The organism is Lactococcus muris (genome assembly GCF_042849115.1).
Classification (GTDB): domain Bacteria; phylum Bacillota; class Bacilli; order Lactobacillales; family Streptococcaceae; genus Lactococcus; species Lactococcus muris.
This window is the reverse complement of the sequence record NZ_BAAFQO010000023.1, coordinates 1-24,292: the sequence shown is the minus strand read 5'-3', so window position 1 is coordinate 24,292 and position 24,292 is coordinate 1. Positions and strand designations below refer to the sequence as shown.

18 protein-coding genes and 1 pseudogene are annotated in these 24,292 nt (G+C 41.1%); 3 read left to right on the top strand and 16 right to left on the bottom strand.

Annotated features, from left to right (window positions below; translation table 11 throughout):
• Window positions 1-126 (top strand): annotated as a pseudogene (locus tag ACGHCK_RS10655) (IS30 family transposase); the annotation flags it as partial.
• Between the two features lie 152 nt (window positions 127-278).
• Here the strand turns inward: ACGHCK_RS10655 and recA are convergent.
• The 3 genes from recA to ACGHCK_RS10640 form a co-directional block, all read right to left on the bottom strand.
• The gene (gene recA / locus ACGHCK_RS10650; protein WP_202230440.1) at window positions 279-1,442 is read right to left on the bottom strand and encodes a recombinase RecA; all 1,164 of its coding nucleotides are present in this window, start codon (window positions 1,440-1,442) and stop codon (window positions 279-281) included.
• A 101-nt stretch (window positions 1,443-1,543) separates the two neighbouring features.
• Window positions 1,544-2,368 carry a DNA-formamidopyrimidine glycosylase gene (gene mutM / locus ACGHCK_RS10645; protein WP_251423399.1) on the bottom strand — a complete coding sequence of 275 codons (825 nt, stop codon included), beginning with the start codon at window positions 2,366-2,368 and terminating at the stop codon, window positions 1,544-1,546.
• 175 nt (window positions 2,369-2,543) lie between these two features.
• Entirely contained in the window at window positions 2,544-3,278 is a 735-nt protein-coding gene (locus ACGHCK_RS10640; protein WP_251423396.1) for a MurR/RpiR family transcriptional regulator, read from the bottom strand.
• A gap of 553 nt (window positions 3,279-3,831) precedes the next feature.
• Here ACGHCK_RS10640 and ACGHCK_RS10635 point away from each other — a divergent pair.
• Together ACGHCK_RS10635 and ACGHCK_RS10630 are read left to right on the top strand one after the other, a co-directional pair.
• On the top strand, window positions 3,832-4,629 hold the full coding sequence (locus tag ACGHCK_RS10635) for a tyrosine-protein phosphatase (RefSeq protein WP_202230443.1): 798 nt from the start codon (window positions 3,832-3,834) through the stop codon (window positions 4,627-4,629).
• A gap of 2 nt (window positions 4,630-4,631) precedes the next feature.
• Window positions 4,632-5,930 (top strand): PTS sugar transporter subunit IIC, encoded by a 1,299-nt coding sequence (locus ACGHCK_RS10630; RefSeq protein WP_251423393.1) that lies wholly within the window; start codon window positions 4,632-4,634, stop codon window positions 5,928-5,930.
• A 504-nt stretch (window positions 5,931-6,434) separates the two neighbouring features.
• Here the strand turns inward: ACGHCK_RS10630 and era are convergent.
• From era to ACGHCK_RS10565, 13 genes are all read right to left on the bottom strand, one after another.
• Entirely contained in the window at window positions 6,435-7,346 is a 912-nt protein-coding gene (gene era, locus ACGHCK_RS10625; protein WP_202230445.1) for a GTPase Era, read from the bottom strand.
• A 1,028-nt stretch (window positions 7,347-8,374) separates the two neighbouring features.
• A complete protein-coding gene (locus ACGHCK_RS10620) occupies window positions 8,375-11,332 on the bottom strand; it encodes a DUF7601 domain-containing protein (protein WP_251423390.1) in 2,958 nt (985 codons plus the stop codon).
• Between the two features lie 47 nt (window positions 11,333-11,379).
• Complete coding sequence (locus tag ACGHCK_RS10615; protein WP_271328270.1) at window positions 11,380-12,369, bottom strand: hypothetical protein; 990 nt, start codon at window positions 12,367-12,369, stop codon at window positions 11,380-11,382.
• A gap of 102 nt (window positions 12,370-12,471) precedes the next feature.
• Window positions 12,472-13,488 carry a hypothetical protein gene (locus ACGHCK_RS10610; protein ID WP_271328269.1) on the bottom strand — a complete coding sequence of 339 codons (1,017 nt, stop codon included), beginning with the start codon at window positions 13,486-13,488 and terminating at the stop codon, window positions 12,472-12,474.
• Window positions 13,475-14,743 carry a signal peptidase I gene (locus tag ACGHCK_RS10605; RefSeq protein WP_251423382.1) on the bottom strand — a complete coding sequence of 423 codons (1,269 nt, stop codon included), beginning with the start codon at window positions 14,741-14,743 and terminating at the stop codon, window positions 13,475-13,477. The genes ACGHCK_RS10610 and ACGHCK_RS10605 overlap by 14 nt, the downstream gene beginning before the upstream one ends.
• Before the next feature lie 804 nt (window positions 14,744-15,547).
• A complete protein-coding gene (locus tag ACGHCK_RS10600; protein ID WP_251423380.1) occupies window positions 15,548-16,399 on the bottom strand; it encodes a GNAT family N-acetyltransferase in 852 nt (283 codons plus the stop codon).
• Window positions 16,400-17,160: 761 nt separating this feature from the next.
• Entirely contained in the window at window positions 17,161-17,727 is a 567-nt protein-coding gene (locus ACGHCK_RS10595; RefSeq protein WP_251423377.1) for a S16 family serine protease, read from the bottom strand.
• Window positions 17,728-17,774: 47 nt separating this feature from the next.
• On the bottom strand, window positions 17,775-18,224 hold the full coding sequence (locus ACGHCK_RS10590; protein WP_251423374.1) for a hypothetical protein: 450 nt from the start codon (window positions 18,222-18,224) through the stop codon (window positions 17,775-17,777).
• A 146-nt stretch (window positions 18,225-18,370) separates the two neighbouring features.
• Entirely contained in the window at window positions 18,371-19,381 is a 1,011-nt protein-coding gene (locus tag ACGHCK_RS10585; protein WP_251423370.1) for a hypothetical protein, read from the bottom strand.
• Window positions 19,382-19,419: 38 nt separating this feature from the next.
• Window positions 19,420-20,490, bottom strand: coding sequence for a signal peptidase I (locus ACGHCK_RS10580; RefSeq protein ID WP_251423368.1), 1,071 nt, complete (start codon window positions 20,488-20,490; stop codon window positions 19,420-19,422).
• A 237-nt stretch (window positions 20,491-20,727) separates the two neighbouring features.
• Complete coding sequence (locus ACGHCK_RS10575) at window positions 20,728-21,216, bottom strand: PepSY domain-containing protein (RefSeq protein WP_251423365.1); 489 nt, start codon at window positions 21,214-21,216, stop codon at window positions 20,728-20,730.
• A 1,035-nt stretch (window positions 21,217-22,251) separates the two neighbouring features.
• Window positions 22,252-23,832, bottom strand: a complete 1,581-nt coding sequence (locus tag ACGHCK_RS10570; RefSeq protein WP_251423362.1) for a DEAD/DEAH box helicase — start codon at window positions 23,830-23,832, stop codon at window positions 22,252-22,254.
• 312 nt (window positions 23,833-24,144) lie between these two features.
• A partial coding sequence (locus tag ACGHCK_RS10565) for a transposase (protein ID WP_394304575.1) occupies window positions 24,145-24,292 on the bottom strand: 148 nt, incomplete at its 5' end.

The window sequence follows — 24,292 nt, the reverse complement described above, 5'->3', positions numbered from 1 at the left end:
ATGGATGAAGTACCTTCTGAAACCATTGATAAATATATTGAAAAACTTAATCTAAGACCAAAAAAGGTCTTGGGCTGGAAAACACCTTATGAAATCTTTTTTGAAGAGGTGTTGCACTTAACTTGACTATTCAAGGTATAAAAAAAGGGCAGTAGATTTTAATCTACCACCACAGATTATACAGAACCGGAACTGCATGCTTGCGTTCCATTTTTTATTTTCAAGAATTGTTGCTGTTTCTCAACAGCCACGATTTCATTCAGAAGCTAGCCCTTCTGTTATTCTAATTCGAGTTCAATTTCTTCCACGGCAGCAGTCTCAGCCTTTGCTTTTTTGCTCACTTTTTTATCAGTCTTTTTATCTTCGGCTTCTTCGCTTTCTTTTTTCTCACTGCCTTCAATCAAACCATATTTTTGACGTACTTGACGGTCAATTTCATTGAAAATATCTGGATTGTCCTTAAGAAAAGCCTTTGCTTTTTCTGCGCCTTGACCGATTTTTTCGTCATTATAAGAGAACCAAGCACCTGCTTTTTTAACAATGCCCTCCTCAACAGCTATTGTCAAAAGTTCACCTGTTTTTGAGATTCCCTCACCAAACATGATGTCAACTACAGCTACTTTAAATGGTGGCGCAACCTTGTTTTTTACAACCTTGATTTTCGTTGACTTACCAATAGCCGTTTTATTGTCCCCAGAACCTTCCTCGATTTTTGTACTTCCACGTACATCTAGGCGTACAGAAGCATAGAACTTGAGCGCACGCCCTCCCGGTGTTGTTTCTGGGCTTCCAAACATAACACCAACTTTTTCACGCAATTGGTTGATGAAAATAGCTGTTGTCTTTGTCTTGTTAATGCCTGCAGCAAGCTTACGCATAGCTTGGCTCATCATACGAGCTTGTAAGCCGACTGTAGAATCTCCAATTTCTCCATCAATTTCGGCCCGAGGTGTCAAAGCAGCTACTGAGTCAACAACAACAAGATCAACAGCGCCTGACTCAATCAATTTTTCCGCAATCTGCAGGCCTTGTTCACCATAATCAGGTTGTGATAAAAGAAGCTGATCGATATCTACGCCAATAGCTGCTGCATAAACGGGATCCAAGGCATGCTCGGCATCAATAAAGGCTGCAATACCGCCTTCGGCTTGCACTTGAGCAACTGCATGAAGAGCAACGGTTGTTTTACCAGAACTTTCTGGACCATAGATTTCGATGATACGTCCTTTGGGATATCCCCCAGCTCCCAGCGCAATATCAAGCGCTAAACTCCCCGAGCTTGTCACTTGAACTTTTTGACTGGCAGCCTCTCCCAAACGCATCAAAGAGCCTTTCCCAAAGTCCTTTTCGATAAGATCAAGGGCCTCTTTCAATGCCTTTTCACGCTCTGCACCATATTTTTTTGTAATATCTTCTAATTTTTTCTTTTTCTTTGTAGCCATTACTTTCTCCGTTAATCTTTTTGCTCTTTATATTATAGCATTTTTCATTTTGTTTGAAACTGATTGCATCCCATAATCTTACACGTAAAAATCTTGAATTTTCACTTTATTTTTTGACAATGTGGGCAAAAATGTGAGCCGCGGCCTGCAACCTTTATTTTTTCGATTTCGGCTTTATGGCAGCGGGGGCAAATTTCCCCTTGCTTACCATAAACCATAAGGAGTTCCTGCATGCTCCCTTCTTTCCCCATCGCATTTTTATAAGTGCGGATGCTAGAACCCCCACGTTCCACTGCTGTCTGTAATACTTCAATCGTCTTATCATGAATAAGATGAATTTGTTTTGCACTTAGCTCTGAACTCACTGTTTCTGGATGTACCTGTGACCGCCAGAGCACTTCATCCACATAAATATTTCCTAGACCAGCAACCAAAGTTTGGTCTAATAAATAAGGCTTAATCTTCTTTTGCGATTGATGCAGTTTTTTTGAAAAGAGGGTCTCATCAAAATCTTCCGTTCTGGGCTCAGGGCCAATCTTTTTCGATATAAAATAGTGCTCAACTTCTCCAGAATCTAGCAGCTCCCATGTCCCAAACTTCCGCACATCTGCATAAACAAGTACTGCATCCGAAAATCTCACAAAGATATGGTCATGTTTCTGACTTTCAAAATCTAGAGGTTCAACACGATACTTCCCCTCCATGCGCAGATGAGAAATTAGCGTCCATTGTCCAAAGTCAAATAACAAATATTTACCTCGTCGCTTAATAGCTTTAATTTCCCGTCCTTCAAGTTCTTTTTTTAACTCCTCAAATCCCGTCAGAACCATTCTTGGATAAGAACTCTCAATACTGAGGATTTTTTTGTTTTTCACCAGCTTTTCCAAGCCTTGCCTAACGTTTTCGACTTCTGGTAATTCAGGCATCTTCTCTAGCATCCTATCTTGTTGTTAAAGTTGTTTCATCCAGATATATTTCATCACAAAATATTGAACACTTCAATATTATATCCTATTTCTAACTCTAAATCAATATATAATATTGGTTTTTTCGATATTATGGCATGAGAAAAACAAGTTACTCCAGAACTTTTACTTGTCTTTATAAGGCCTTTTCTAGAAGACGATTAATAAACAGGCTGCTTAAACCTAATCTAAGACTGGATATACCTGAAAGATGACTAGGAAAATCCATCGCGAGAAGTAACTTCACCTCCGCTTTTAACGATTCGCTCGAGTGCCCAGTGATTAATATGGTCGAGATTTCTCGTTTTTTAAGGCTGTATAAAGCGTTCCGGACCGCTGAAGATTTCGCATGTGCTGAGAAAAAAATCACTAGGGATTGACTGGAAAGCCTTTTAAATACTGTCATCGTAAGTTCTGAAGCAGAAGAAATGCGAAGGCGAGAAGAAGGATAGCCCTTTTTCAAGAGGAGATAAGAAAAGAGCTCCATTAAAATGTACTGACTCTCTGAAGAAGCACAAAGATAAATGGGTGAGGAAGACTTGATCAGCTCATTAAACCCCACCAATAAGCCTTTCGTCAACATACTGTCTATACCTTGCACAGTCTCCCCCAAGTCAAAATCAGCCTGCCCTACTTCCACATGTGGCAAAGACCAATCAAGAGAATACTTGAAATCAGAAACGCCCTTAAACCCTAATTTTTGAATAAAGCGTAAAAGTGAGGACTTGGAGGTGTAAATGCGCTCTGCCATCTGGGTTAGGCTGAGATTAGGAATGTCTCTTTGATGCTCAATCAAAGCATGATAAGTTTGTTTTTCGTTGTCAGATAAATCGTTCAAATATGGTCCAATAACTTCCTCTAATGTTGCCAAGACATCCTCCTTTTATAGCAGCTTTATGTTGTTTTAAAAACTCTTTTGTCTATATTCGTTTTCATTATAACATTTAACTCTATAAATAAAAAAAGGAGCTGGAAGAAAACCAGCACAAAAAACGCTCAACTGCAGTATTCTTATGCCCCAGTAAAGATTTAAACTCAATTAGGCAAGGTTCTAGCTTGAAATCAATTTCACCAGAGATGAAAAATGATCTTTTTGAAAAACAGCGTTCGTCTATCAACTGCTTAAAAAGATAATTTCTCATTATTAGGCTCACACACAAAAACTGCTTTTTAACTCCTTTGAGATGAAATTTTAAAGGTCAAAGACGTTTTATGCGTGTAAGGCGAGGAGAATTGACAAACAAATCAGAAATTTTAGCCCAAACGGTGAAGGCTGTTGTTGGAGAGCTGCTCTATGGCGTGCTCTCCCAAAAATTTAAGACAAATCCCAAAAGATTGGGAAAAGCTGTCAAACTCAGCAAATACTCTATATTTTCTATTCAAATTTTTTTATACTAAGTGTAAAAAAGAAAGGATAAAAGTTAATGGACAAGCTTCACTTGGAACAACTCTATAACTTCCGAGATTTTGGAGGTTATGAAACGACAGAGGGAAGGAGACTTAAGAAAGGAATTTTATACCGCTCAGATGAACTCAGTCACCTGACAGAAAAAGACAGACAAACGCTGCAAAAGTTAAATATAAAAAGTGTCATTGACTATCGAAGCCCCAAAGAACGTCAAGGGAATGAAAACAAAGACTTCGGACAGAAAAAAACTTTTTATCTGACGCCCATCGCGGATATAGCAGCCTTAGCTTCTGCAGAATATGGGGAAATCGATATGGCTGACCAAAGTAAGTTAACACCTGACTTGGTCGAGTTTTTAATGATTAAGCAAAACCATGCCTTTGTAACTGATTCGCACTGTAAAATGGTTTATAAAAGTATGATAGAGATTTATTTAAACCCTGATAATGGAAAAATCGTTCAACACTGCCGAGGCGGAAAAGATCGGACAGGATACGGCGTTGCCCTCCTGCAAGGCTTGCTTGGCGTAGCAAAAAAAGATATCCTCAAAGACTATCTTTTAACTAACCTCTATAAGAAAGATAAAAATCAGCAGAGTCTTGAAAAAATTAAGGAAGAAACGGGAAATCCCTCGCTGGTAAAAGCCATAAGTTATTTTAAAAAAGCGGACACAAGGTTTCTGGGAGCAGCCCTAAATTATATCGAGGCTCACTATCAAAGCATTGAAAACTATGCAAAAAAAGAACTTTCAATTACGGAAAAGCAAATTCAGTATCTCAAGGAAAGATACTTAGAAAGCAGCGAGAGACTTTAAAAATGAGTAATGTTGTAAAGAAGATGAATCAAAAGAAATACGATAAAATCAAACAGGTCTTTGCCATGACGGCAGGGAAAATGTCCAGTAATTTATACATGCGTACAATCTCCGAGGCAATGATGGGAATGATGCCAATCATGATGATTAGTTCTGCTGCCTCTTTACTCAATGCCATCGATTTTTGGGGCATCAAGCCCTTCTTCCAAAGTATCGGTCTGACCAAATTCTTTGAACAAATCAATGCCATGACCATTAGCATTGTAGCTGTTTATGTTGCGCTACTCGTTTCTTATAAACTGGCAACAAATCTAAAGCACGAGCCGCTAAATGCTACAGTTGTTGGAACCCTGTCCTTTTTTATCCTAAGCAACTTGTCCGCTGAGGATAAAACACAGTTTTTAAATCTCGTGGATTTAGGCTATGCTGGTATATTTGTTGCGATGATTGGTGGACTAGTCGGGACACGCCTATATATCTTTTTTATGGAGAAAAAATTAACAATTAAAATGCCTGACTCCGTTCCGCCAGTGGTTCAAAAAACCTTTGAATCCATTCTGCCCGGAATACTAGTAGCCACAGTAATGGGAGGAATTTTTCTTCTTGTTTCTCTTACCGCACAGGGCAGCATGATCAACTTAATCAATGACCTCTTGCAAAAACCGCTTCTCTCCTTGGGCTCAAATATTTTTGCCGTCATGTTTATCGTCGCCTTTATCGAACTTATCTGGTTCTTTGGTATTCACGGTGTACTTGCGGTTTATCCTGTCCTTATGATGGTTTATCAACAACCGCAAATGGCTAACCTCGAAGCCTATAGCACTGGGCAAGCACTCCCCTTCTTATTCACTACAGGTTTTATTCTAAATAACCGAGGAGCCAGAAGCTTTGCGGTCGCCTTGCTTGCAATCTTCAAGTGTAAATCTGAACAACTCAAATCAGTTGGTAAACTTGCCGTCATTCCTTCTATGTTTGGGATATCTGAACCTGTAAAATTTGGACTGCCACAGATTATGAATATCCGAATGCTTATCCCCTTAATGCTGACACCTGCTGTCTCTGTCTTTTCTGCATGGCTCTTGACAGTCATCGGCTTTCTCCCCTATCAAAATGGTGTCAACCTTCCAACAGGCTTTCCGATTATTTTCGGTGGTTTCCTCACAAATGGTTGGCAAGGTATTGTTGCCCAGCTGGTACAACTGATTCTTTGTATCCTCATCTATATCCCTTTCATGAAATCACAGGACCTTGCATATCTGGAAGAAGAAAAGGCAGTATTCGAGCCCCAAAACAAGCAATGATGCTAAAATTTTGGAAATTAAAAATGCAAAGATTTAGCTTCATAAAATATTGAAGCCACTTCCACAAAACTTGCCATTCAACATTGAAGCCTATTAGAGTTAAAGCATTACGACGAGGAAAATCAAAAACGATATTCCTTTGATTTTGACCTAATAAGGCGCTTAGGAAAAGGCCTACAGAACTTGCCGGTCAGGATGAGCGCCTTTTAGGAGCAGGGGAGAGGCAGGCATTATGACGAGGAAAATCAAAAACGATATTTTTTTGATTTTAATCTAATAAGGCGCTTAGGCAAGGTCCTATAGGACCTGCCGGCCAGGATGAGCGCCTTTTAGGAGCAGGGGAGAGGCAGGCATTATGACGGTTAAAATCAAAAACAATATTTTTTTGATTTTAACCTAATAAGGCGTTTAGGCAAGCTCCTATAGGACTTGCCGGCCAGAATTAGCTCCTTTTAGGAGCAATTCTGGCAGCGCATTAAAAAAGCAGCTCCTAAGAGCCAACTTTTACATATAGTCTTCTTTTCTATAACCAAAGTCGGACAAATCCATCTTACGGTCGCGCCAGTCATTTTTTACCTTAACCCAAGTCTCAAGATAAACCTTATCTCCCAGCATCAACTCAATATCACGGCGGGCCAGCTTCCCAATCTTACGAATCATGTCCCCGCCTTTGCCGAGAATAATTCCTTTTTGGCTCTTACGCTCGACAATGATCGTCGCCATGATATGAATTTTTCCAGTTTCTTCGTCACGCTTCATTAAGTCTGTAGTTACTGCAATACTGTGCGGTACTTCTTCACGTGTTAGGAGCAAGATTTTTTCACGAATCATTTCGCTGACCAAGAAACGTTCTGGATGATCGGTTACCATATCTTCTGGAAAGTACTGTGGGCCTTCCTCAAGCTTGGCACTTAATATTTCCAGCAAACGCTCTGTATTATTTCCTTGAAGGGCAGAAATAGGAACAACTTCAGCAAAATCCATTTGTGAAGTATAGTCTGCAACAGTCTCGAAAAGGGCATCTGGATGAACTTTATCAATTTTGTTCACCACGAGGATGACTGGAACCTCTGCTTTTTTCAAACGTTCAATAATCATGTTTTCACCTGTAGAACGCGGTTCATCCGCCGCGACCATGAAAAGAACCACATCACATTCACGCAAGGTAGAATAAGCAGACTGCACCATAAAATCACCCAAGGCATTATGCGGCTTGTGAATACCTGGCGTATCGATGAAAACAATCTGCTCCTTGTCTGTCGTATAAATGCCTTGAATCTTATTACGTGTCGTTTGTGGCTTGTCACTCATAATGGCAATTTTTTGTCCCATTACATGGTTTAAAAATGTTGATTTACCAACATTTGGTCGACCTAAAATCGCTACAAATCCTGATTTAAATGTATTATTTGTCATAGAGCTATTCTATCATAATTCCCCTATTTATTCTCCTTGTACTTTATCTATAGCGGCAGCAAATGATAAAAAATATTTATCTTTTCCCCATAAAAAAGGTGATGCATGCGCAATAAATATTTCAAATGAATCACTATTCATCTCTCATGTTAAACAATTCTTTACTAAAAAAAGAATTTTTACCGCTTGTAACATTCAGCTAAAAATATGATAATGTCATTGAAGATAACTTTTAAAGAGAGGAGAAAACATGGAGAAAGCAAAATTTTTTAGTGCTGGTCCAATATGTGACCCTGTATGGCTTTGGTGTACACTCGTATCTACAAGACCAAACGTGTGATTCTACTGAACTTTATCGGACTACAGTATCTTGGAAATTATTGTTTTTTTATAAACTGAAACTTTAAAATTAAGCCTTAATTTTACTAAAACAGGAAAAGAGAAAAAATATGGAAAAAGCAAAATTCTTTACCCCTATCGGGACTAACTGCTCTGACCGCTGGAGCTGGTGTCCCTCCTCTAATTCTTATAATTCTTACAGTTTCTAGTTTTCTTAAATTGAAAACCGCAGTTCTACCTGCATGTGCTATTTGACAGCACACGCACTCGAATAGATGTGGATGAACAACTAGAAAGTCAATACTGCGCTGAAGCTGTTTGAATCTAGATGGTCTGTCTGCAAGTATAACTAAATAGGAAAGGAGAAAATTATGGAAAAAGCTAAGTTTCTTGGTCTTGTTGGAATCAAATGCCCTATCGGATACGTCTGGTGCACAGCTGTGAGTATCTAGAGAGGGTACTCTTTGTGTTTACCCTATCTAAGAGTACGGTCTATTAATTTAAGGAGTCATCTGAATACACTTGATGCTAGCCAAGCTTGAAAGAAAGAATCTGTAATACAAAGTAGAGACTTGATTACTTTCATCTAGGGGTGTACAAACAAAAAAACACTTAACCACAACATTATTACATGTATGGTTAAGCGTTTTTTGTTTTCAGAACTTTTGTTCCACTTTCTTTTCTGTACCTTAAGACCTGCTTCCTCTGCTTTCTTTATAGAGAAGATAGGCGATACGCAAGCTCACCAACCCTAAAGCAACAGCTGTGATAGTCAGTGTATCTCCAACATCAGGCAAGCGGTTGTTCGTGCTTGGTGCATCTGGCGTTTCGCTCGGAGGTTCAGTCATACCAACATAAGTGTTTTGAATGGCAAAACCTTCTTGAACATTGCCTGTTACTTCAGCCCTGTAACCATTCACAGGAAGCTCCCTTATTTGATAGTCAACTTCTCGTCCTTCTGAGTCATAACGAGGCAAATTCTGGAATAATGTTTGCCATTCCGTACTTGCTGTAAGCTGTCTCCGGCTAATCTCTCTGTCTCCTACCATAAGTTGAACGATGATAGCATCCGGCTGCAAATCTGCTGTCAATTCTTTATGATCCCAGAGCTTTTTCACTGGTATATTAACCGTTTCAGTGAGTAGGGCTGACTTGTCAAAAGCATTGACAAAGACAGGAAGCAGTCCTTCAACCCGATCACCATTTTTAGTTAACCATTGCTCTGCCAAAACAAGTAAACCGTCTTGACCTTGTTCCACCCTGACAAACCATTTGTACTCTGCATTGTCATAAGTCCACCCTAGGCTACTGCCTCGTGTCTCATGAACAGTAAATTCAAAGGTTCCAGGACGGTCAAAAGAAACTTCTGGAAAATGTACACGACCACTGTTGATAATATGCACCACATGGCTGCCCGGATTCATGATAAATTCAAAGGTTTCATCATTCGGGCTAGTATCCCCAGTAATCTGTTTTTCAACCTCTAAGCTTACTTGAACAGGGTCCACCCAGACATTATGAAGGTTGATGTTTTCAGGGGTCGTTTTTGCGTCCCATCCTGGAATCGGCACTTCACGAATGCGATACTGAATTTCTTCGCCATTATCGTCAAACTTTGGCAAACCTTCAAAAGTATAGGTCCAGTTTGGTCCTTCAACGTTCAGCTGTCGAACAACGAAATCACCTTGCAAGAGCTGAATGGTGATATGTCGAGGCGTTTGGACACCTTCAGGCATTTCCCAAGTTTTGACTCCCGATAACTGAATGGTTTCATGAACATAACGGTTGGTTTGACGCACATGAATATTTTGCCCAACGTGCTCCAGTTCAACACTTCCTGTCCCGTTACTGATACCCTCTTGAACAAAGCCAGAACCGAAACTATCCTGTTCAACAACTCGCCAATGGTCACCTAATTCAAGAGCGATTGGTGCTGAGCTTTGCCCGCTACGCAAACGAATCACCTCGTCTTGTCTAACCCCATTAATATAAAGATCAAACAGAAACTCGTGATTGGTGTCATATCCCACACCCAAAACGTTTTTTTCGATAATCAACTGAGCTGAACCACGAGGCACCTCACGGTTGACAAAGACATAATGTGAAGCACCACCGTTTATCGTTGTTCCTCTCACTTCTTCAAGCATTTCGAAGAAGTCATCGCTTGGTATCTCACGGATGGTATAGGCTAGTCCCGGAGGCAGGTCTGCAAAGGCAACTGTTTGACCATGCCTTAAGCGTATAGTGTCACCAGATACAAAGTTTTGCAACTCACCCCCTACACCGTCTTCGATGATACGGTATTGGAAAACATGAGCTTCGCTCGGTTCAAAAGTCACTTCAAACTCAAATTCTCGTTCACGTAATATCTCATCATCTGATGAAAGAACTTGCTTTTCAAAAGAGAGAACTGCTGGTGTTGGTTCAACACCACCCACCTGATAACTGTTGACAAAGTGATGCCTATTTGGCGCATCTTGAACGATACTTCCTTGGACAACTTCCGTTCCCGAAACAAAGCCTGCAGTTTCCAATTCACGAATCTGGTAAGAGGCTCCTACTGGCAGGTCATGAATGGTAAGAACTTCATCATGACGGAGCGTGACTGTATCGCCATTCGACACCGTGCCTTCACGTATATCCCCATCATTTCCTGGATCTTCATCAATCTGGTAACGGTTAGTCGTATACCGAAAAGCTGCATCCTCTGGTACATTTGAAAATTGAAGTTCAAATCTAAAGTCAATGGTTCTTTGTTCATCTGTAACAGCTGAGCCGTCTGAGTTCACAACTTCTTTTTCCAAAATAAGATTCCCCAACCGTGTCATATCTCGGTTAGTAAAGGCTGCAATCGATGGTTCAGAGTGAATGTTCCCTGATGAGTTATTTGCCTGACCATGCTGGAAGTCAATTTCTTCCACAATGTAATGAACACCGATGGGAATACCCGTAAACACAGCACGCTGCCCATGACGGAGCTGTAAAGTTTCTCCTGACTCAAGCTCGTGGTGCTCTCCTTGACCATTAATTTGGTAACGGTAAGTCCCGCCATCTGAGAAAGTGACACGAAACTCAAAAAGCTGTGCCCGCTGCTCCTCCGTTAGCTCACGACCATCATCATTGACTAAGGTCTTTTCGATAATCAAATCGCCAGCCAAACGCTGATTATAGGCTGTAACGATAGGAACTTCATTATTACTTTCAGCACTAACGGTAAAGTCATATCGACGAATCGGCTGCTGCTCTCCATCTAGTTCCGGTGCAAAACCATAAGGTAGGCGAACCTCTTGGAAAAAGTAGCGCCCCGGTGGCAAAGACACTGTGATTCGCCCTTCTTGATCCGTAGTGAAGGTTGTCTGAATTTGCTCTGGATTTTCTGGATCTTGGTCTGGAATTCTAAACAATAGGAAATCCGCACCAGGTACGGGAACCTCCGTTCGATTTCCCTCTACATCAATCTCTAGCTTAAGTAAATGGACAGGACGTTCCGCACTTCTGGCTTGACCAAGATTTAGCGCACTTTGCCTGCCACTGTTCCAAGCCAAGGTACCCGTAATCCCTGTCACCAGCATCGTTAATAAAAGCGCAGAAAGGAGAACACGACTTCTCACTGTTAATTTGCTTAAAATGTGTTTAAGTCTATTCAAGTCGAGTACTCCTTTCCACATGGTTGGCTTGACTTCTAAACATTTTTCTACCCGTACATATCCTGAATTGTCTGAATGATACTTTGACCATTAGCCGTATTAAGACTGGCGGCCATGTCTTCTGTCCAAAACTCTTCCAGATAGGCTGGATCATTGATTGAAAATTGCCCTATGGCATGAATTTGATAAGAACCTTCGCCTTTTAGCGTACTGAGCGCAGGCTGAACAACTTTACTGTCCAAGAGGAAGCTCGTCGCTTGTCCGCCAAGTAAAAGGTCTGCCCAATAAGCCCAGCCCGTTTCTTGATCAATTACCCAGAAATGCCCGACACGATCACTTGCTCGCAAGGCTTGCCATTGAGCAAAAGTCATTGGTGGGCGTTCCTGTTCAAGCACTTGGCGTGTCTCATGCTGTTCGGGTGATTCTGGTGGTCCCATAATAGAGGCATCAAACATACCTTCCGTCCAGTAATTAGCCGTCCCCTCACCGGGATGAGTGGCTCCGCCAGTTTCTACATCAATACCTGCACCAGCAGTTGCCGTCCGTATCGAGTTTGAATCCAAATTAAAGGTAGGCATGAACCACGGACGATTCGTTCCATGAGTGGCTTGACCTAACTGCAAGTGAAAATAAGCATTAATCGGTGCATTGCTGCCAATGCGTGTGCCCAGTGCTTCTGTCCCTCCTGGTGATGCACTTGCTTCAGGTCCAGGAATCCATGTGGGCCAAGTCATCGGATCGTTTATGTCAATGCTTCCCTCTTGAACCAGCGAAACACCATTCTGAGTAAACAGTTCTGTAAATTTCACCCGGGCAAGGAGTGCCTCACTTCCAAAATTTTCCACAAAAACGTCTTTGTTACCTGATACATCATCAAAATAATCGTGGACCCGTCCCCCATATTCAAGAGAGGGCTCACCTTCAAGCATATTCAACGCACGTTGGGCGATATCTGTGTAGGCAAAAGTCCCACCAATCAAGACTAAGCTCACAACTGAAACACAAAATGCAATAAAAGTTTTGGTGCTTTTTTTCATAAGTTTGCTTCTCTATTCTTTAATTCTATGGGGGAGCAAGGGGAGCTTCCCCAAGCAGGCTGGCACCTCTTGGCAATGGTTTACTGAACCGTTCAGTTTCCCTCAGTTGATAATATTGTTCAGCAAGTCACTCGCAGAAGCTGTCACTCCTTGCCAAGTGTCTAAATCTTCTGCTGTAGCTAAGTCCGACTCTACATGCATGCCATAAAAAGTTTCTCTATCGGAAAAATTAACCTCTAAAGCATCCAGTAAAAGACTGGTCGCCGAATTTGCCGGCACCCATGTTGCCCAATAGAGCCAGCCGTCATTATCATGCACCCAGAAATTCCCCATTGGACGCCCTAAAGCAATCCAATCGTTCATCGTCATATAGCCACCATGTTGTGATTGGACCGTTGCCTGAGCGGTATGGGTCACATCAGAAGTCAAAACTTCTTCTCCGTTTCTCACATCCCAAGTACGTAAGGTTGAAGTATGAGTTTGTCCCAAGCTCCACTGGTCATGTGTCCCTGGCATGGAAATGCCTAGGTTGGTGTTATAGGCCCCTGTCAATGTTTCAAGACCGCGACCAGTTGTGTTTGACTCTTTACTTTGGTTGTTTTGATTAAAGGTTGGCATGAAAATTTTTGGCCGGCTGTTGTCATCTCCAAGATGGAGCGTAACATAATCACGCAAACTTGAAATAGTCGTTGCATCCGAAAGATAACCACCAGGTCGAACAACGGCCCATGAGTTATGATTAGCAAGAGTTGCATTTTCTAAGCCTGCACCACTCAAAGGAGTTGCATGATTGTTTTCAGCCAATCCAGCACCAGCTCCCACCTCCATATATTCACTGAGACGAACACGAGCCAGAATATTTTCCGAGGAGTAATTTTCCACGTAGATATCCTTGTTGGTGCGTCCCTGTTGACGCGTAAGGTGATTCAAGCCTTCAAAGTCATCATGCAAACGTCCACCAGGAAGTTCCTCAAAACGCGTTTCATTAACCGCACGTTGACTGATTGATGTCCACGTAAAAGTCCCTGCTGAAGTGATGCTCAAAACAAGCAGCAGCAAGATAGGAATAATGTACCTTTTTTTAAAAGTTATTCTTGAGAGAAAGTTAAACTGCTTCATGGGACAGCACCTTTCTTTCATTTGACTTGCGACGCTTGGTCCTACTCTTTGGTTTGGTTCTTCGAGGTGTACTTCTGCTTCCTCTGCCATGTCTCCGTCTTAAGATGAGGAAAGTGAGCATTTCATGAAGCACAAGCATAAAGACAAGCATCAGGATAACTGAAACAATCAAATGCTCACGCACAAATTGTACAATCCGTCCAAGTGGATAACTCGAAAAAATCACCCTGCCAACAACATTACTGGCATGGACTATCTCAGTATCTGCACGTTCATTGTCCACTCCTTTTGTGACAAAGCCACGTTCACGTGTACGTAGATAATCTTCTTCAATACCAACAATTCGGTGTGTAACCGTACGATTGGCTTCAGTCACAAAAGTGATGTCATCACCTATATCAAGGCTGTTAGGATCTGTCTGACGTGTCAAAAGAAAAGTGCCCTTAGGATAAACGCTCTGCATCGAGTGAGAAAGGACTGTCATCGGTGAAAATCCTGCAAGATTTATCGGTTTGTCGTTCTCATTCTGCAAAATCACTTGAGATTCTAAGAAAACTAGAAGTACAATGATAACCAAATAGAAAATCGTGTTACCCAAAAGTCCCGCAGCTTTAGACTGGGGTTTAAGTTTAAATCTACCCTTGGAAGCTTGTCGCCCCTTTTTAGGCTCTTCATGATCCAAAGTCGACTTATTCTCGCCATAAAACTCAGAGCGCGGCGCTGTAGAAACCGTCAACTTATTGACAACGATTGTTGGATAGTGCTTGGCTTCCTTAGGCTGTGCATAGTAGTATTTGTAAGTTTCTTCTTGTGTTGAAACTTCCTCAGTTGGTACTTTATGGCTGACTTTCTGCTCTTGAGAAAGAGAGGGCTCTTTCTCAACTTCATGAGAAAACACTTCTTTCTTGACTTTTTTTGCTGATCTGCTTGGCTCTTGTACTACAGAATGGGCAGAAATCACGGGCTGCGCTTTTTCTTTAGACTTTGGCGGAAGAACAATCGCTGGACCATTGGTTCGCGAAGAAGGGTATTGAACATCTATTCGCTTTTTAAAAGACCCTGTAGCTCTAGGCGCTTCTTGCTGAGATTCTTCAAGGCGTGACTCAGTAGCGAGTATTCTTGCCCTTATCTTATCTTGAATGGCCTGAATATCTTCTGGAAAGTCACAAGCGGCAGTCGCAAAGTCCTCGCCACCACTAAGATCATGATAGATAACCTTTTCTACAGGCTCTTTTTCTTTCTGAGTTTTGTTCATACCCCCTCCTTTCTAGTCAAAATGGACCACATCAGACCCTTTATAAACAAAAAATTACTAATACATATATTTTGTGTCTTTATTTTACTTTTGTTACATATAGTTTATGAACTCATTATATCAAAAAAGCTTTACATTAAAAAATAATAAGTATTTCCCGCGGTTTTCTTATTCTAAACTTGCAAAGGAAAGATTATTTGTAGACATGCTGAATATATGGCGGGCTGTGAGGGCAAGTCTTTCTGAAATTTTACTGCTAAAGCGTACTCTGAAAATCTCTTTCGGAGCTGTCAAATTACAAAATAATGCAGTACTGGGGATTGCTTGCTATTTTCAGGTTTACCAGAGATTATTTCCATAAAATTAGAAGAGTCCATCACAAACAGAAACGATTTTGGCACATGATATATAGATCATCCTAGGTAAGTGGTATGAAATGACAACGGAAAAAAGAGGAGTTTATATGATATTTCTAAAGATTTTTCTGAAAAAAGCAGCATTCTACTCTTGATAGCATTGTCCATGATGCCGATTCGATAAAATAAAAAAACAGATGGAACTGGAAAATTTGTTTACGAAAATCATCCTAAAAATATTGGATTGACTAACCTTAACACAAGACACTAGCCTGCTTAGAGCAATTTATTTAGACCTTCTCATTAATGTGATGTGTGATGGATGGGTAAATCGTGAGGCTGCAAAAGTAGAGGATGAAAAAAGCACTCCCAGCTAGTATGCGCTATACGATACAGCAGGGGTGCTTAACTCTGTTCTTCAATTGTTTTACTCCAAGGAACAATATCCCTAGTTTTTCAGGTATAAAATCTCACTCACAATCTCAAACCCATTTTTTTCATAAACAGCAATGGCGCGGTGATTGTCTTTGACCACGCTCAGCTGAAAAGGCAAGGTGTTACGCTGATTTAAATCCGTCATCATTAAACTAATAGCAGCTGTGCCGATACCTTGGTTTTGATTTTCAGGGCGTACAGCTAAGCCGAAAAAATAATTAGATAGCTCTTCATAGCTAATGGCAGCTGAACCAACTATTTGCTCCTTCATTCTGAAAATGTATTGAATAATCTGAGGGTCTTTGATGCTTTCTTCAGCATATCGCCGCGCTTCTTCTAATCTTTCATCAAATACATTTGCCTGAAACAAGGCAATTTCCTCAATGTCTTGAGACGTCGCTTCTTTTACTTCTAAGTCCTGATTCTCAATTGGCTTACCCGGTTGATTTTCCGCGTTCATCAGTAATTCTCTCTCATCATCAATCGAGAATTTATCCAGTAGCCAAGTGTTTTTTTCAAGAAAAGCATGTTCAGTTTTATAGAGGCAGGATTGGATACGATATTTTTCCAACTGCTGTTTTGCTTGGGCGATTAAAGCTGATGCAACTCTCTTTTGCCGATGATCAGGATGAACATAAACAAACAATGTCGCTTCATCTGGATTATCTGCATCAATAAAAATAAAGCCAATCAACTGGTCATCTTCGTACCCTAGGTAGAAAGCCTCCATATCCGGATAGACGTTGAATTGATTAGACAAATACGCCGACCGAAATGTTCCATCATATTGATGAACACTCCTCTCCAACCCTCTAACCGCTTGTTTCTCCTCTTCCGTTAAGACTGTTTTTGTTTCTATAAACATGAGTCCTCCCCCTAATCTTTGATAAAGAAGTCCAATGCTTCTACTCACATCTAAAAAATATTTTTCACACTTCCCTAACCATTCAATAAAGTAAGTGTTTTCTATACAAAAAAACTGAGACCTTTTCGACGGGCCCAGCTCCTTGTGAGATAAGGCTCTCACTGCCGTTCGTTGTAACTATTATAGCATTTCAGCATTTTTTGTCAATTGCTCGATTTTTCTTAAACATTTAAAATTTTTCAGCGACACATATAGAAGATTGCCGTTACAATATAAATATCGCTTGTAATTCAAATAAATGTCATGCTTGGCAAAATGCTAGGCCCCAGTCAGGGCAAAACTTAGCATTTAGAAAACCATTTTTGATGTCAATACAGCTGTCGGGTTTCAAGCCCAAAGTTATTCAATATCTTCAAATCCATGTAAAAAAGCAGTACAAAGAGTTTGTGTAGGCCCAAGGAGTTATGTAACTCTCGGACTGCTTCCTAGTATCAGTCTGACTCTTTTTCTAAAATTCCCTTAATCCCTTCATCCCAGTGATGAAGGGAGAAGAAAACTAACTTTATCTAAAGCCCTCAAACAAAAAAGCTTAACCATATGTATAAGAATACAGGGGTTAAGTTTTTTTGATATATTTTTGTCTCAGAGATTTTATAAATCATTCCAAAACATCTTCTTGACTAAGCTTCACAGATGTTACGACTTGTCTCTCGTTTCTTTTCTGTACTTTTCTTAGTCTAAATCGCCAGACCCCGCTGCTTCTACAGAGTTTTTTTATCACTTCCTTCTAGCCAGACTGTCCCCTGTCCCTCAAGATACTCCACTGCATCGCGGACGGTATTTATAGGTACAATGGACATGTCTGAATGCAGCCATTCTGCTGTATTCTTTGCCTGAATGTAGTTGTTACTGTTCTGGGTCGTTCCATCATCATAAACAAAAAATACATCCATCTCCTGACGTTCAGCAGCAATCACCTTTTGCCTGATGCCCCCGACAGGCCAGACTGCACCACCAAGTGCTATTGAAGCACTTCCTGTCACTTTGCGTCCCTGAGTCAGATCTCTTCCTGCTAGCTTGCTATAAATATCCAAAGTAAAGAGCAAACCACCGGAAGGACCACTAACTTCTCCAACATTGATACTGACATGCGGTTCACTGAGCAGCCGTGTTTTTTCTACCAGAGTCACACCTATACCTGTCGCACCATTATCCAGCTTGATATAGCTTCCCTCCGCTGCCTGCTCAACTTTTTCTCCATTTACCTCACGTTGATACTGGAGCTTGACTGGCGCACCCACTTCTTGTTTTTTAATGTACTCATACATCTCCTCACTACTTTCAAAGCTTTGCCCATCTACATGGGTAATCAAGTCTAATGAAAGCTTGAACTACTTGCTAGGTCTGTAACATAGGCTCCACCATACTCAAAATCTATCGGTTTTCTTGCAAGACGAAATGCTTCCCATATCGCGATGTTCTCCGACACACGCATCTGCATCTGGCTGATGATCTCGTCCTGCTGTCTTTTTGATAATGCTTGCTCTCTTGAATTAGCAGGATGAATGTCTGCGTATCGGTCAAAGATATTATAGATAAGAAGACTAACATTGGCAGGCGCAGTTTTTACTGTAGGCAGATAGAAACCTCCATCAGCTTTTACAGGCGCCTTGTGTCCCGAAACCTCAATGCTTTCGTTCAGAGGCTTAACACCACCTGGAATTTCGATACGATAGGGGAGTGGAAAGATGAGGAATACTGCTAGGAGTATTAAGGCGATTATCTTAATAAAAGTCTTTAACTTTTTAGGCAGATTCTTTTTCATAGGGCCTTTCTTCCTCTTGTCTTAGCAGGTCATTTTCACTTGCTCCTACTAACATGTAAAAGACAGAACATCTAAAAAAGAGAAGTTGCCCAGAAAAATATTTTTCAGTGCGCTTCCTCTCTCTTTTTATCTGTCTTTCATACTGCTTATGGTTGCGGTGTGTGTTGATTTTCAAGATGTGCCACGATAGCTTGTGCTGCCGTAGTATCATCTTCTGGAGCAGCAAGGAATTGATCTAAATCATCAAAGGAAACAAACTCACCGATGACATGGATGCTGTATCTCCAATCATGTTCAGATGCCCCTGGGAAATTGGCAGCCAAGTTATCATTAAATTCAGGTGTCTGAGCAATATCATCAAGAAGATAAGGTGTTGCCTCACCAGACTCTAGTGGCATTGCAAAGTAAGCCCAGCCACTTTCTTGGTCAATAATCCATGCTTGACCAACTCCGCGTGCTGGAACCGAGAGACTCAACCATTGTTGAGCTGTAAGTGGCGCACGGTCTTGTGTTAATACTGGTGTTGCTGTATGAGTATCACCAGTTTCTTCCCCTACTGGTCGGATAGAATTGGCTGTGTTACCTGTCTGCCAGAAGCCTTCTGTCCCATCTCCTGGGTGTGTTACACCATCGATGAGGAAGTCACGCGCATCCCCTGCTGCAGCTGTCTGGAAGTTATTTGGGTCCAGATTAAAGGTTGGCATGAAATACATGGTCATCCCTGGGACGCGATCCATTCCCAAGTTCCAGTTCCAGTAATCATTGAAAAGTGAACTGCGAGGACCTTGACGGTCATCTGTTGCATCTGTACCACCTGTTGCTGGACCTGGGATAAATGTTGTCCAAGTGTTCGAGTCATCAGGATCAACTGTTGGGTCAGCATCAACAGGCTGCCCTGCAACTTCCATATACTCTTTCAACTTGATACGAACAAATAGTGTATCTTGGCCGTAGTTTTCAGCAAAGATATCCTTGTTGCCAGAGTCACGGTCAAACTGGTCGTGGATACGTCCACCATGTTCTGGGACACGTTGCCCCTCAATATCATTCAAGGCACGTTGGCTAAATGACGTCCAAGCAAATGTACCCGCCAAGAGTAGAGCTGCACCCGCGGCTACAACAGGCCACAGTTTTCTTTTCGATGTTTTGTTTTTCATAAACACTCCTTATGTTTAGTAATTTTTTACTTTATTTTTTATGGTCTGACTTCGTCAGATATGCTATGCGTTTCGTTTTTATCAAAACGCCTTTTCTTTTTCCGGCCTTTGGCTGGTTTGCGTCCCTCTCTTTCTCCCAGTGCTTCATGGTTGCCTTGCTTTTTCTCACGGTGTACATGGAAGAAGGATAGGATATACTTGATTAGAACATCTAGGAAGACAAGGAAGAGAACAAAGGTTACAAAGGCCAACAGCATGTTCTCACGGATAAAGCTCAATATATGACCAATCAATGCACTGGAGAAGATAACCTTACCTATCACGTTTCGCGCATGGACAATCTCACTGTCAATCTGCCTATTGTTCACACCTTTGGTTTCAAAGCCACGCTGACCTGTCGACAGATGGTTTTCTCGGATACCTACGATACGGTGAGTGACCGTCCTCCCTTGCTCTGTGATGAAGGTGATATCATCACCAACTGCCAGAGATTGATGATCTACATCTCGCGTCATCAGAAAGTCACCACGAGCGTAAACGTCTCGCATACTGTCCGAAAGGACAATCATGGGAGAAAAGCCCGCAATGTTTCGAGGTGTCGTATCTTCAGATTGCGAGATAACAGCAGACTCGATAAAGATGAAAAGTGCTGTTAAGACGATATAGAAGATAATATTCCCCACCCATTTCCCTTTACCGGTTTTGGTTTCTTGAGGAATCACAAGAGGCTGAGTACTCCTCTGTCTTTCTTGCTCCTCCTTCTGAGCTTCCAACTGCTCTTGAAAAGCTTGCATCTGCAGTTGCAGAGTATTCTGCATCATGAGTAAAGTTTCTTCTTGCGGCAGCTCTGAAGTTTGTGGCAAGGGTTGAGCATAGTCCCCAGACGGCGGTGCCCGTCTCTGTGTGAGCTCTGCTGCTCGTTGAGCTGCAGCTTCAGCCTCTTTTTTGAGATCGTCAATTGTTTCTTGGGTAAAAGAAAAGCTGTTAGACCTTGGTGACTCGACCGCTGCTTCATGCGCCAGTTGAGTAACAGCCGTTTCCGAAAACTTCCCCCTTTCAGCCGGCTTATTTTTTAGCGCCTCAATCGTATTTTTCATTTTATGTGTCATTATAAAGTTTCCTCTTTTTGAACTTAATGGAGTAGATAACGTTAAATTCATGTTATTAAAATTACAAATGGATAAAATAGATTTCTATAATTTCTATATATTGCACTTTCTTTATAAAAACATTATATAAGAAATTTGTAAGAAACAAAAATTTAATAAGAAATTCATGTGGATTTTATGAATTTTCTAAAGTGAGAACAAGAAAAAAGTAGCCCCTAAGACTACTTTATTTAAGTGTTAATCCCAGTCCCCTGTTTCAAATTTCACGATATCTCCTGTATAGACATCAATGTAAAACTCATGAGTGAGACCATCTCTTCCACGGTATTCAAGTTCCCAAACGCGTGTGCCCGCTTCGCGCTCAATGCCAGAATGATTTCGGAAACTTGCATCAATATTACGGGACTGCAAATGCCTTTCGGCAATCTCGCGTGCCTCATCTAGACTGATCTGCCTTCTCTGCTGATTACCTTCTGGACCTTGTTCTGGTGCTGGTGCTGGTGCTCGCTCTTCCTCCGACGGCGGGGCTTGTGTTGGTGGACGATTTCTCTCCCTCTCCCTATCCTCTATCTGTCGCGGCGGCCCCTGCTGATGAGTAGTAAGCTGCTGCCGCTCTTGCCACTCCTCAATAAAGTCAAGCGCTATATACAAGCTTCCCAATAGTAAGACTACTGCAGCAGCAATAGATGCAATAATAATCCAAAATCGACGTTTATCCCTATCCATTTCTATACTCCTTCCTGTTACCTTTAATTAGAAAAAATTAAATCTCTTTCTTACCTATATTGTAACAGAATGTTACAATTAAGAAAAAAAGAGATACAAATCCGCACATAAAAAGTTTCATTTAAGAGATAAAATAGAGATAAATACCTTTATATTCCGCAATATTTATAAAAAATACTTACTTAAAAAGAATTTTTTCTCCCTTGAAACTTTCTATAAAAAACATGATAATGTTCTTGCATAGGCAATATTTGTTTTTTATAGAAAGGAGAAAGGATGAAAGAAGCTAAACTCTTCCCGCTCATCGTTAGTGGATGTGTTCCTGGTGGAGTATGGTGTCAAATGAAGTCCCTAGTATAAATCTTTAAAAGAAGATTATACTCCTACATTCCCTACGGCAGATACTTAGCTTTTGATGTTTTGCATGTTACTTCCCCTTAAAGTAAGAAAGCTTTACTTAAGCTAGCTTATCTGCTGTCATTGCCTTAAGCTCAAAAGAGAACTAAGCAAATTGCTTAGTTCTCTTATTTTTTTCTTTCTTGCACTGTAAAGTTAGAAGAGCAGTACTCGTAGAACCAAAGAACATTTTTGCTCTTGAAATCCAAAAGAGCCTCTATCAAATGCAAATTGGAAAGTTGTTCCCAAGGATAAGCCAGAGAGTCTTTTGACAGTTGTAGCGATAAGCATCACCAGATATCCACCTAATCTTTACCTAAAAGTCAAGAGACTTGATAAATCTGCTCTTTATCTCGGTGAGAGGTAAGCATATTGAGAGTCAGTTTTGATGAATATTGGTTTCAAACTTCCTAATCTAACAGGTGTTTGTCCATCTGGAAAAAACAGTTATAAGAAAGAAATACAACACTTCCAGCTTTCCCTCCTATTTTTAAAGACTTCAATCTAACACCATTAGCGATTTCAGTTTTTCTTTCTATATACAAAATGTCCCCCTAGCTACTAAAGGGAACATCTGATACTTAAAGACTTTTCACTGGTTCAAGAATTTTAAAAAACCACGGTAAGATGCTTTTTCGGTTATTTATCACCACGGTTTCGCATCACAAAGCCGGTTTGCTTTTCGCTACCCTGTGTTTTAGGTTTACGGTCTTTTTTGTAATATTCTCGTTTTTTATCGTCACGATCGCGCCAGTTGCGTTTCTTATCGTCAGCTTTACCACGGTAGCCACCTTTGCCACTGCGATTGTTACTCCGATCACGCCCGTAACGGCTTCCTCCTTTTCCGCCTTTAGCTTTACCCTTAAAGCCTTTGTTTTCCCCGTTAAATGGCAATGGACGCTCTGCTGTGATTTGGACTTCTGGCATCGTGTCTGGATCCTTCACACGGCTTTGAATAAGCATTGCAACGAGTTCTTTAACATCGTAATCTGCCATCAGTTGCTCTGCATCTGCATCAAACTTGCTTAACTTATCTTTGAGATTTTCCTCTTGTAGGTCACGTTTAATCTCATCCATAGCCACAGAAAGGCTGGCTTGATAAGCATCTTCTTTTGTTGGTGGACGCATACCCTTCATCTCTTTTTTCGTCAACTTTTCAATAGCACGAAGATAGCCCATTTCGTTGTAGCTGACGAAGGTTACAGAACGACCTGACTTACCAGCACGGCCTGTACGTCCAATACGGTGGACATAGCTTTCTTGATCCTGAGTGATATCATAGTTGTAAACGTGAGTAACCCCTGAGATATCAAGACCACGCGCTGCAACGTCAGTTGCAACCAAAATATCCAAATGTCCACCTTTAAAGTCACGTAAAACACGTAAACGTTTATTTTGATCTAGGTCCCCATGAATGCCTTCTGCACGATAGCCACGTAATTTCAAACCACGTGTGATTTCATCTACACGGCGTTTTGTACGCCCAAATACAATTGCAAGTTCTGGACGTTCAACATCAAGCAAACGCGTCAAGACATCAAATTTTTCAAACTCTTTTGTCTTGATAAAGTATTGGTCAATGCGATCCGCAGTCATTTCTTTAGCAGCCACCTTGACGTGTTCAGGATTTTTCATGAATTTCACACCAATTTTTTTGATGTCATTTGGCATTGTTGCTGAAAAAAGCAAAGTTTGACGTTCTGCTGGCGTTTTTCCGATGATGAACTCAATGTCATCAAGAAAGCCCATGTTGAGCATTTCATCTGCTTCATCAAGGATTAGTGTTTCAAGATGTGATAGGTCAAGTGCTTTACGCTTAAGCAAATCAACCATACGTCCTGGTGTACCAACAACGATATGGGCACCTGAGCGCAAGGCCTTGATTTGTTTTTCAATGCTTGAACCACCAAACACTGTACGTACTTTAAGCCCTTTAGATTTGCCAAAACGGAAGAGTTCTTCCTGGCCTTGCACAGCAAGTTCGCGTGTTGGTGCAACAACAAGGGCTTGGATGGCCTTGTTGTCTGGATTAATTTTCTCGATAGTTGGGAGGCCAAAAGCGGCTGTTTTCCCTGTTCCTGTCTGAGCTTGACCAAGAATGTCACGTCCTGAGAGCGCTAACTGGATAGTTTGCTCCTGGATGGGCGTTGGCTGCTCATAACCGATAGCTATAAGAGTCTCGACAATGCCTTCTGAAAGGCCTAGTTCGTTGAATTTCAATTGTTTCACCTATAATTTTCTAAATTTGCCCTTGGCAAATATGACGACCAAGCTCGAAAGCTCAGTTACAGGCGAAAAAATATTTGTCTTAACTCGCCTGAATATATAACTTGACTATTATATCATACTTTTAAAAATGTAAATGCTTACCATCTTTTCTTTTTTAAATTTTTTTGAAAGTAAAGGAAGAAAACAAAAAAAGCCCCAAAGGGCTCGACTTGTATCGGAAAAGTGGCTCTGTCAACTCTGCGGTGGTAATCGCTAAAAAATGAGTTACAGCAGTGTGTGAAAAGTTGTCTTAGGACAGCTTTTTTAGTTGCGTTTGACAAGGAGTTGTTGGAGCAAAATCCGTTTTCTAAGATGATCAAAACGCCCAAAACCAAAGGCAATGCGCTTGATAAGCTTACAGAGATTATTTTTTCCCTCTAATGGGCCGTTGGAACAAGATGAAACAATGCCT

Coding starts and splice junctions, on each gene's coding strand:
- recA (WP_202230440.1), bottom strand. CDS start 1,442: ATGGCTACAAAGAAAAAGAAAAAATTAGAAGATATTACAAAAAAATAT.
- mutM (WP_251423399.1), bottom strand. CDS start 2,368: ATGCCTGAATTACCAGAAGTCGAAAACGTTAGGCAAGGCTTGGAAAAG.
- ACGHCK_RS10635 (WP_202230443.1), top strand. CDS start 3,832: ATGGACAAGCTTCACTTGGAACAACTCTATAACTTCCGAGATTTTGGA.
- ACGHCK_RS10630 (WP_251423393.1), top strand. CDS start 4,632: ATGAGTAATGTTGTAAAGAAGATGAATCAAAAGAAATACGATAAAATC.
- era (WP_202230445.1), bottom strand. CDS start 7,346: ATGACAAATAATACATTTAAATCAGGATTTGTAGCGATTTTAGGTCGA.
- ACGHCK_RS10615 (WP_271328270.1), bottom strand. CDS start 12,369: ATGAAAAAAAGCACCAAAACTTTTATTGCATTTTGTGTTTCAGTTGTG.
- ACGHCK_RS10610 (WP_271328269.1), bottom strand. CDS start 13,488: ATGAAGCAGTTTAACTTTCTCTCAAGAATAACTTTTAAAAAAAGGTAC.
- ACGHCK_RS10605 (WP_251423382.1), bottom strand. CDS start 14,743: ATGAACAAAACTCAGAAAGAAAAAGAGCCTGTAGAAAAGGTTATCTAT.
- ACGHCK_RS10600 (WP_251423380.1), bottom strand. CDS start 16,399: ATGTTTATAGAAACAAAAACAGTCTTAACGGAAGAGGAGAAACAAGCG.
- ACGHCK_RS10595 (WP_251423377.1), bottom strand. CDS start 17,727: ATGTATGAGTACATTAAAAAACAAGAAGTGGGTGCGCCAGTCAAGCTC.
- ACGHCK_RS10590 (WP_251423374.1), bottom strand. CDS start 18,224: ATGAAAAAGAATCTGCCTAAAAAGTTAAAGACTTTTATTAAGATAATC.
- ACGHCK_RS10585 (WP_251423370.1), bottom strand. CDS start 19,381: ATGAAAAACAAAACATCGAAAAGAAAACTGTGGCCTGTTGTAGCCGCG.
- ACGHCK_RS10580 (WP_251423368.1), bottom strand. CDS start 20,490: ATGACACATAAAATGAAAAATACGATTGAGGCGCTAAAAAATAAGCCG.
- ACGHCK_RS10575 (WP_251423365.1), bottom strand. CDS start 21,216: ATGGATAGGGATAAACGTCGATTTTGGATTATTATTGCATCTATTGCT.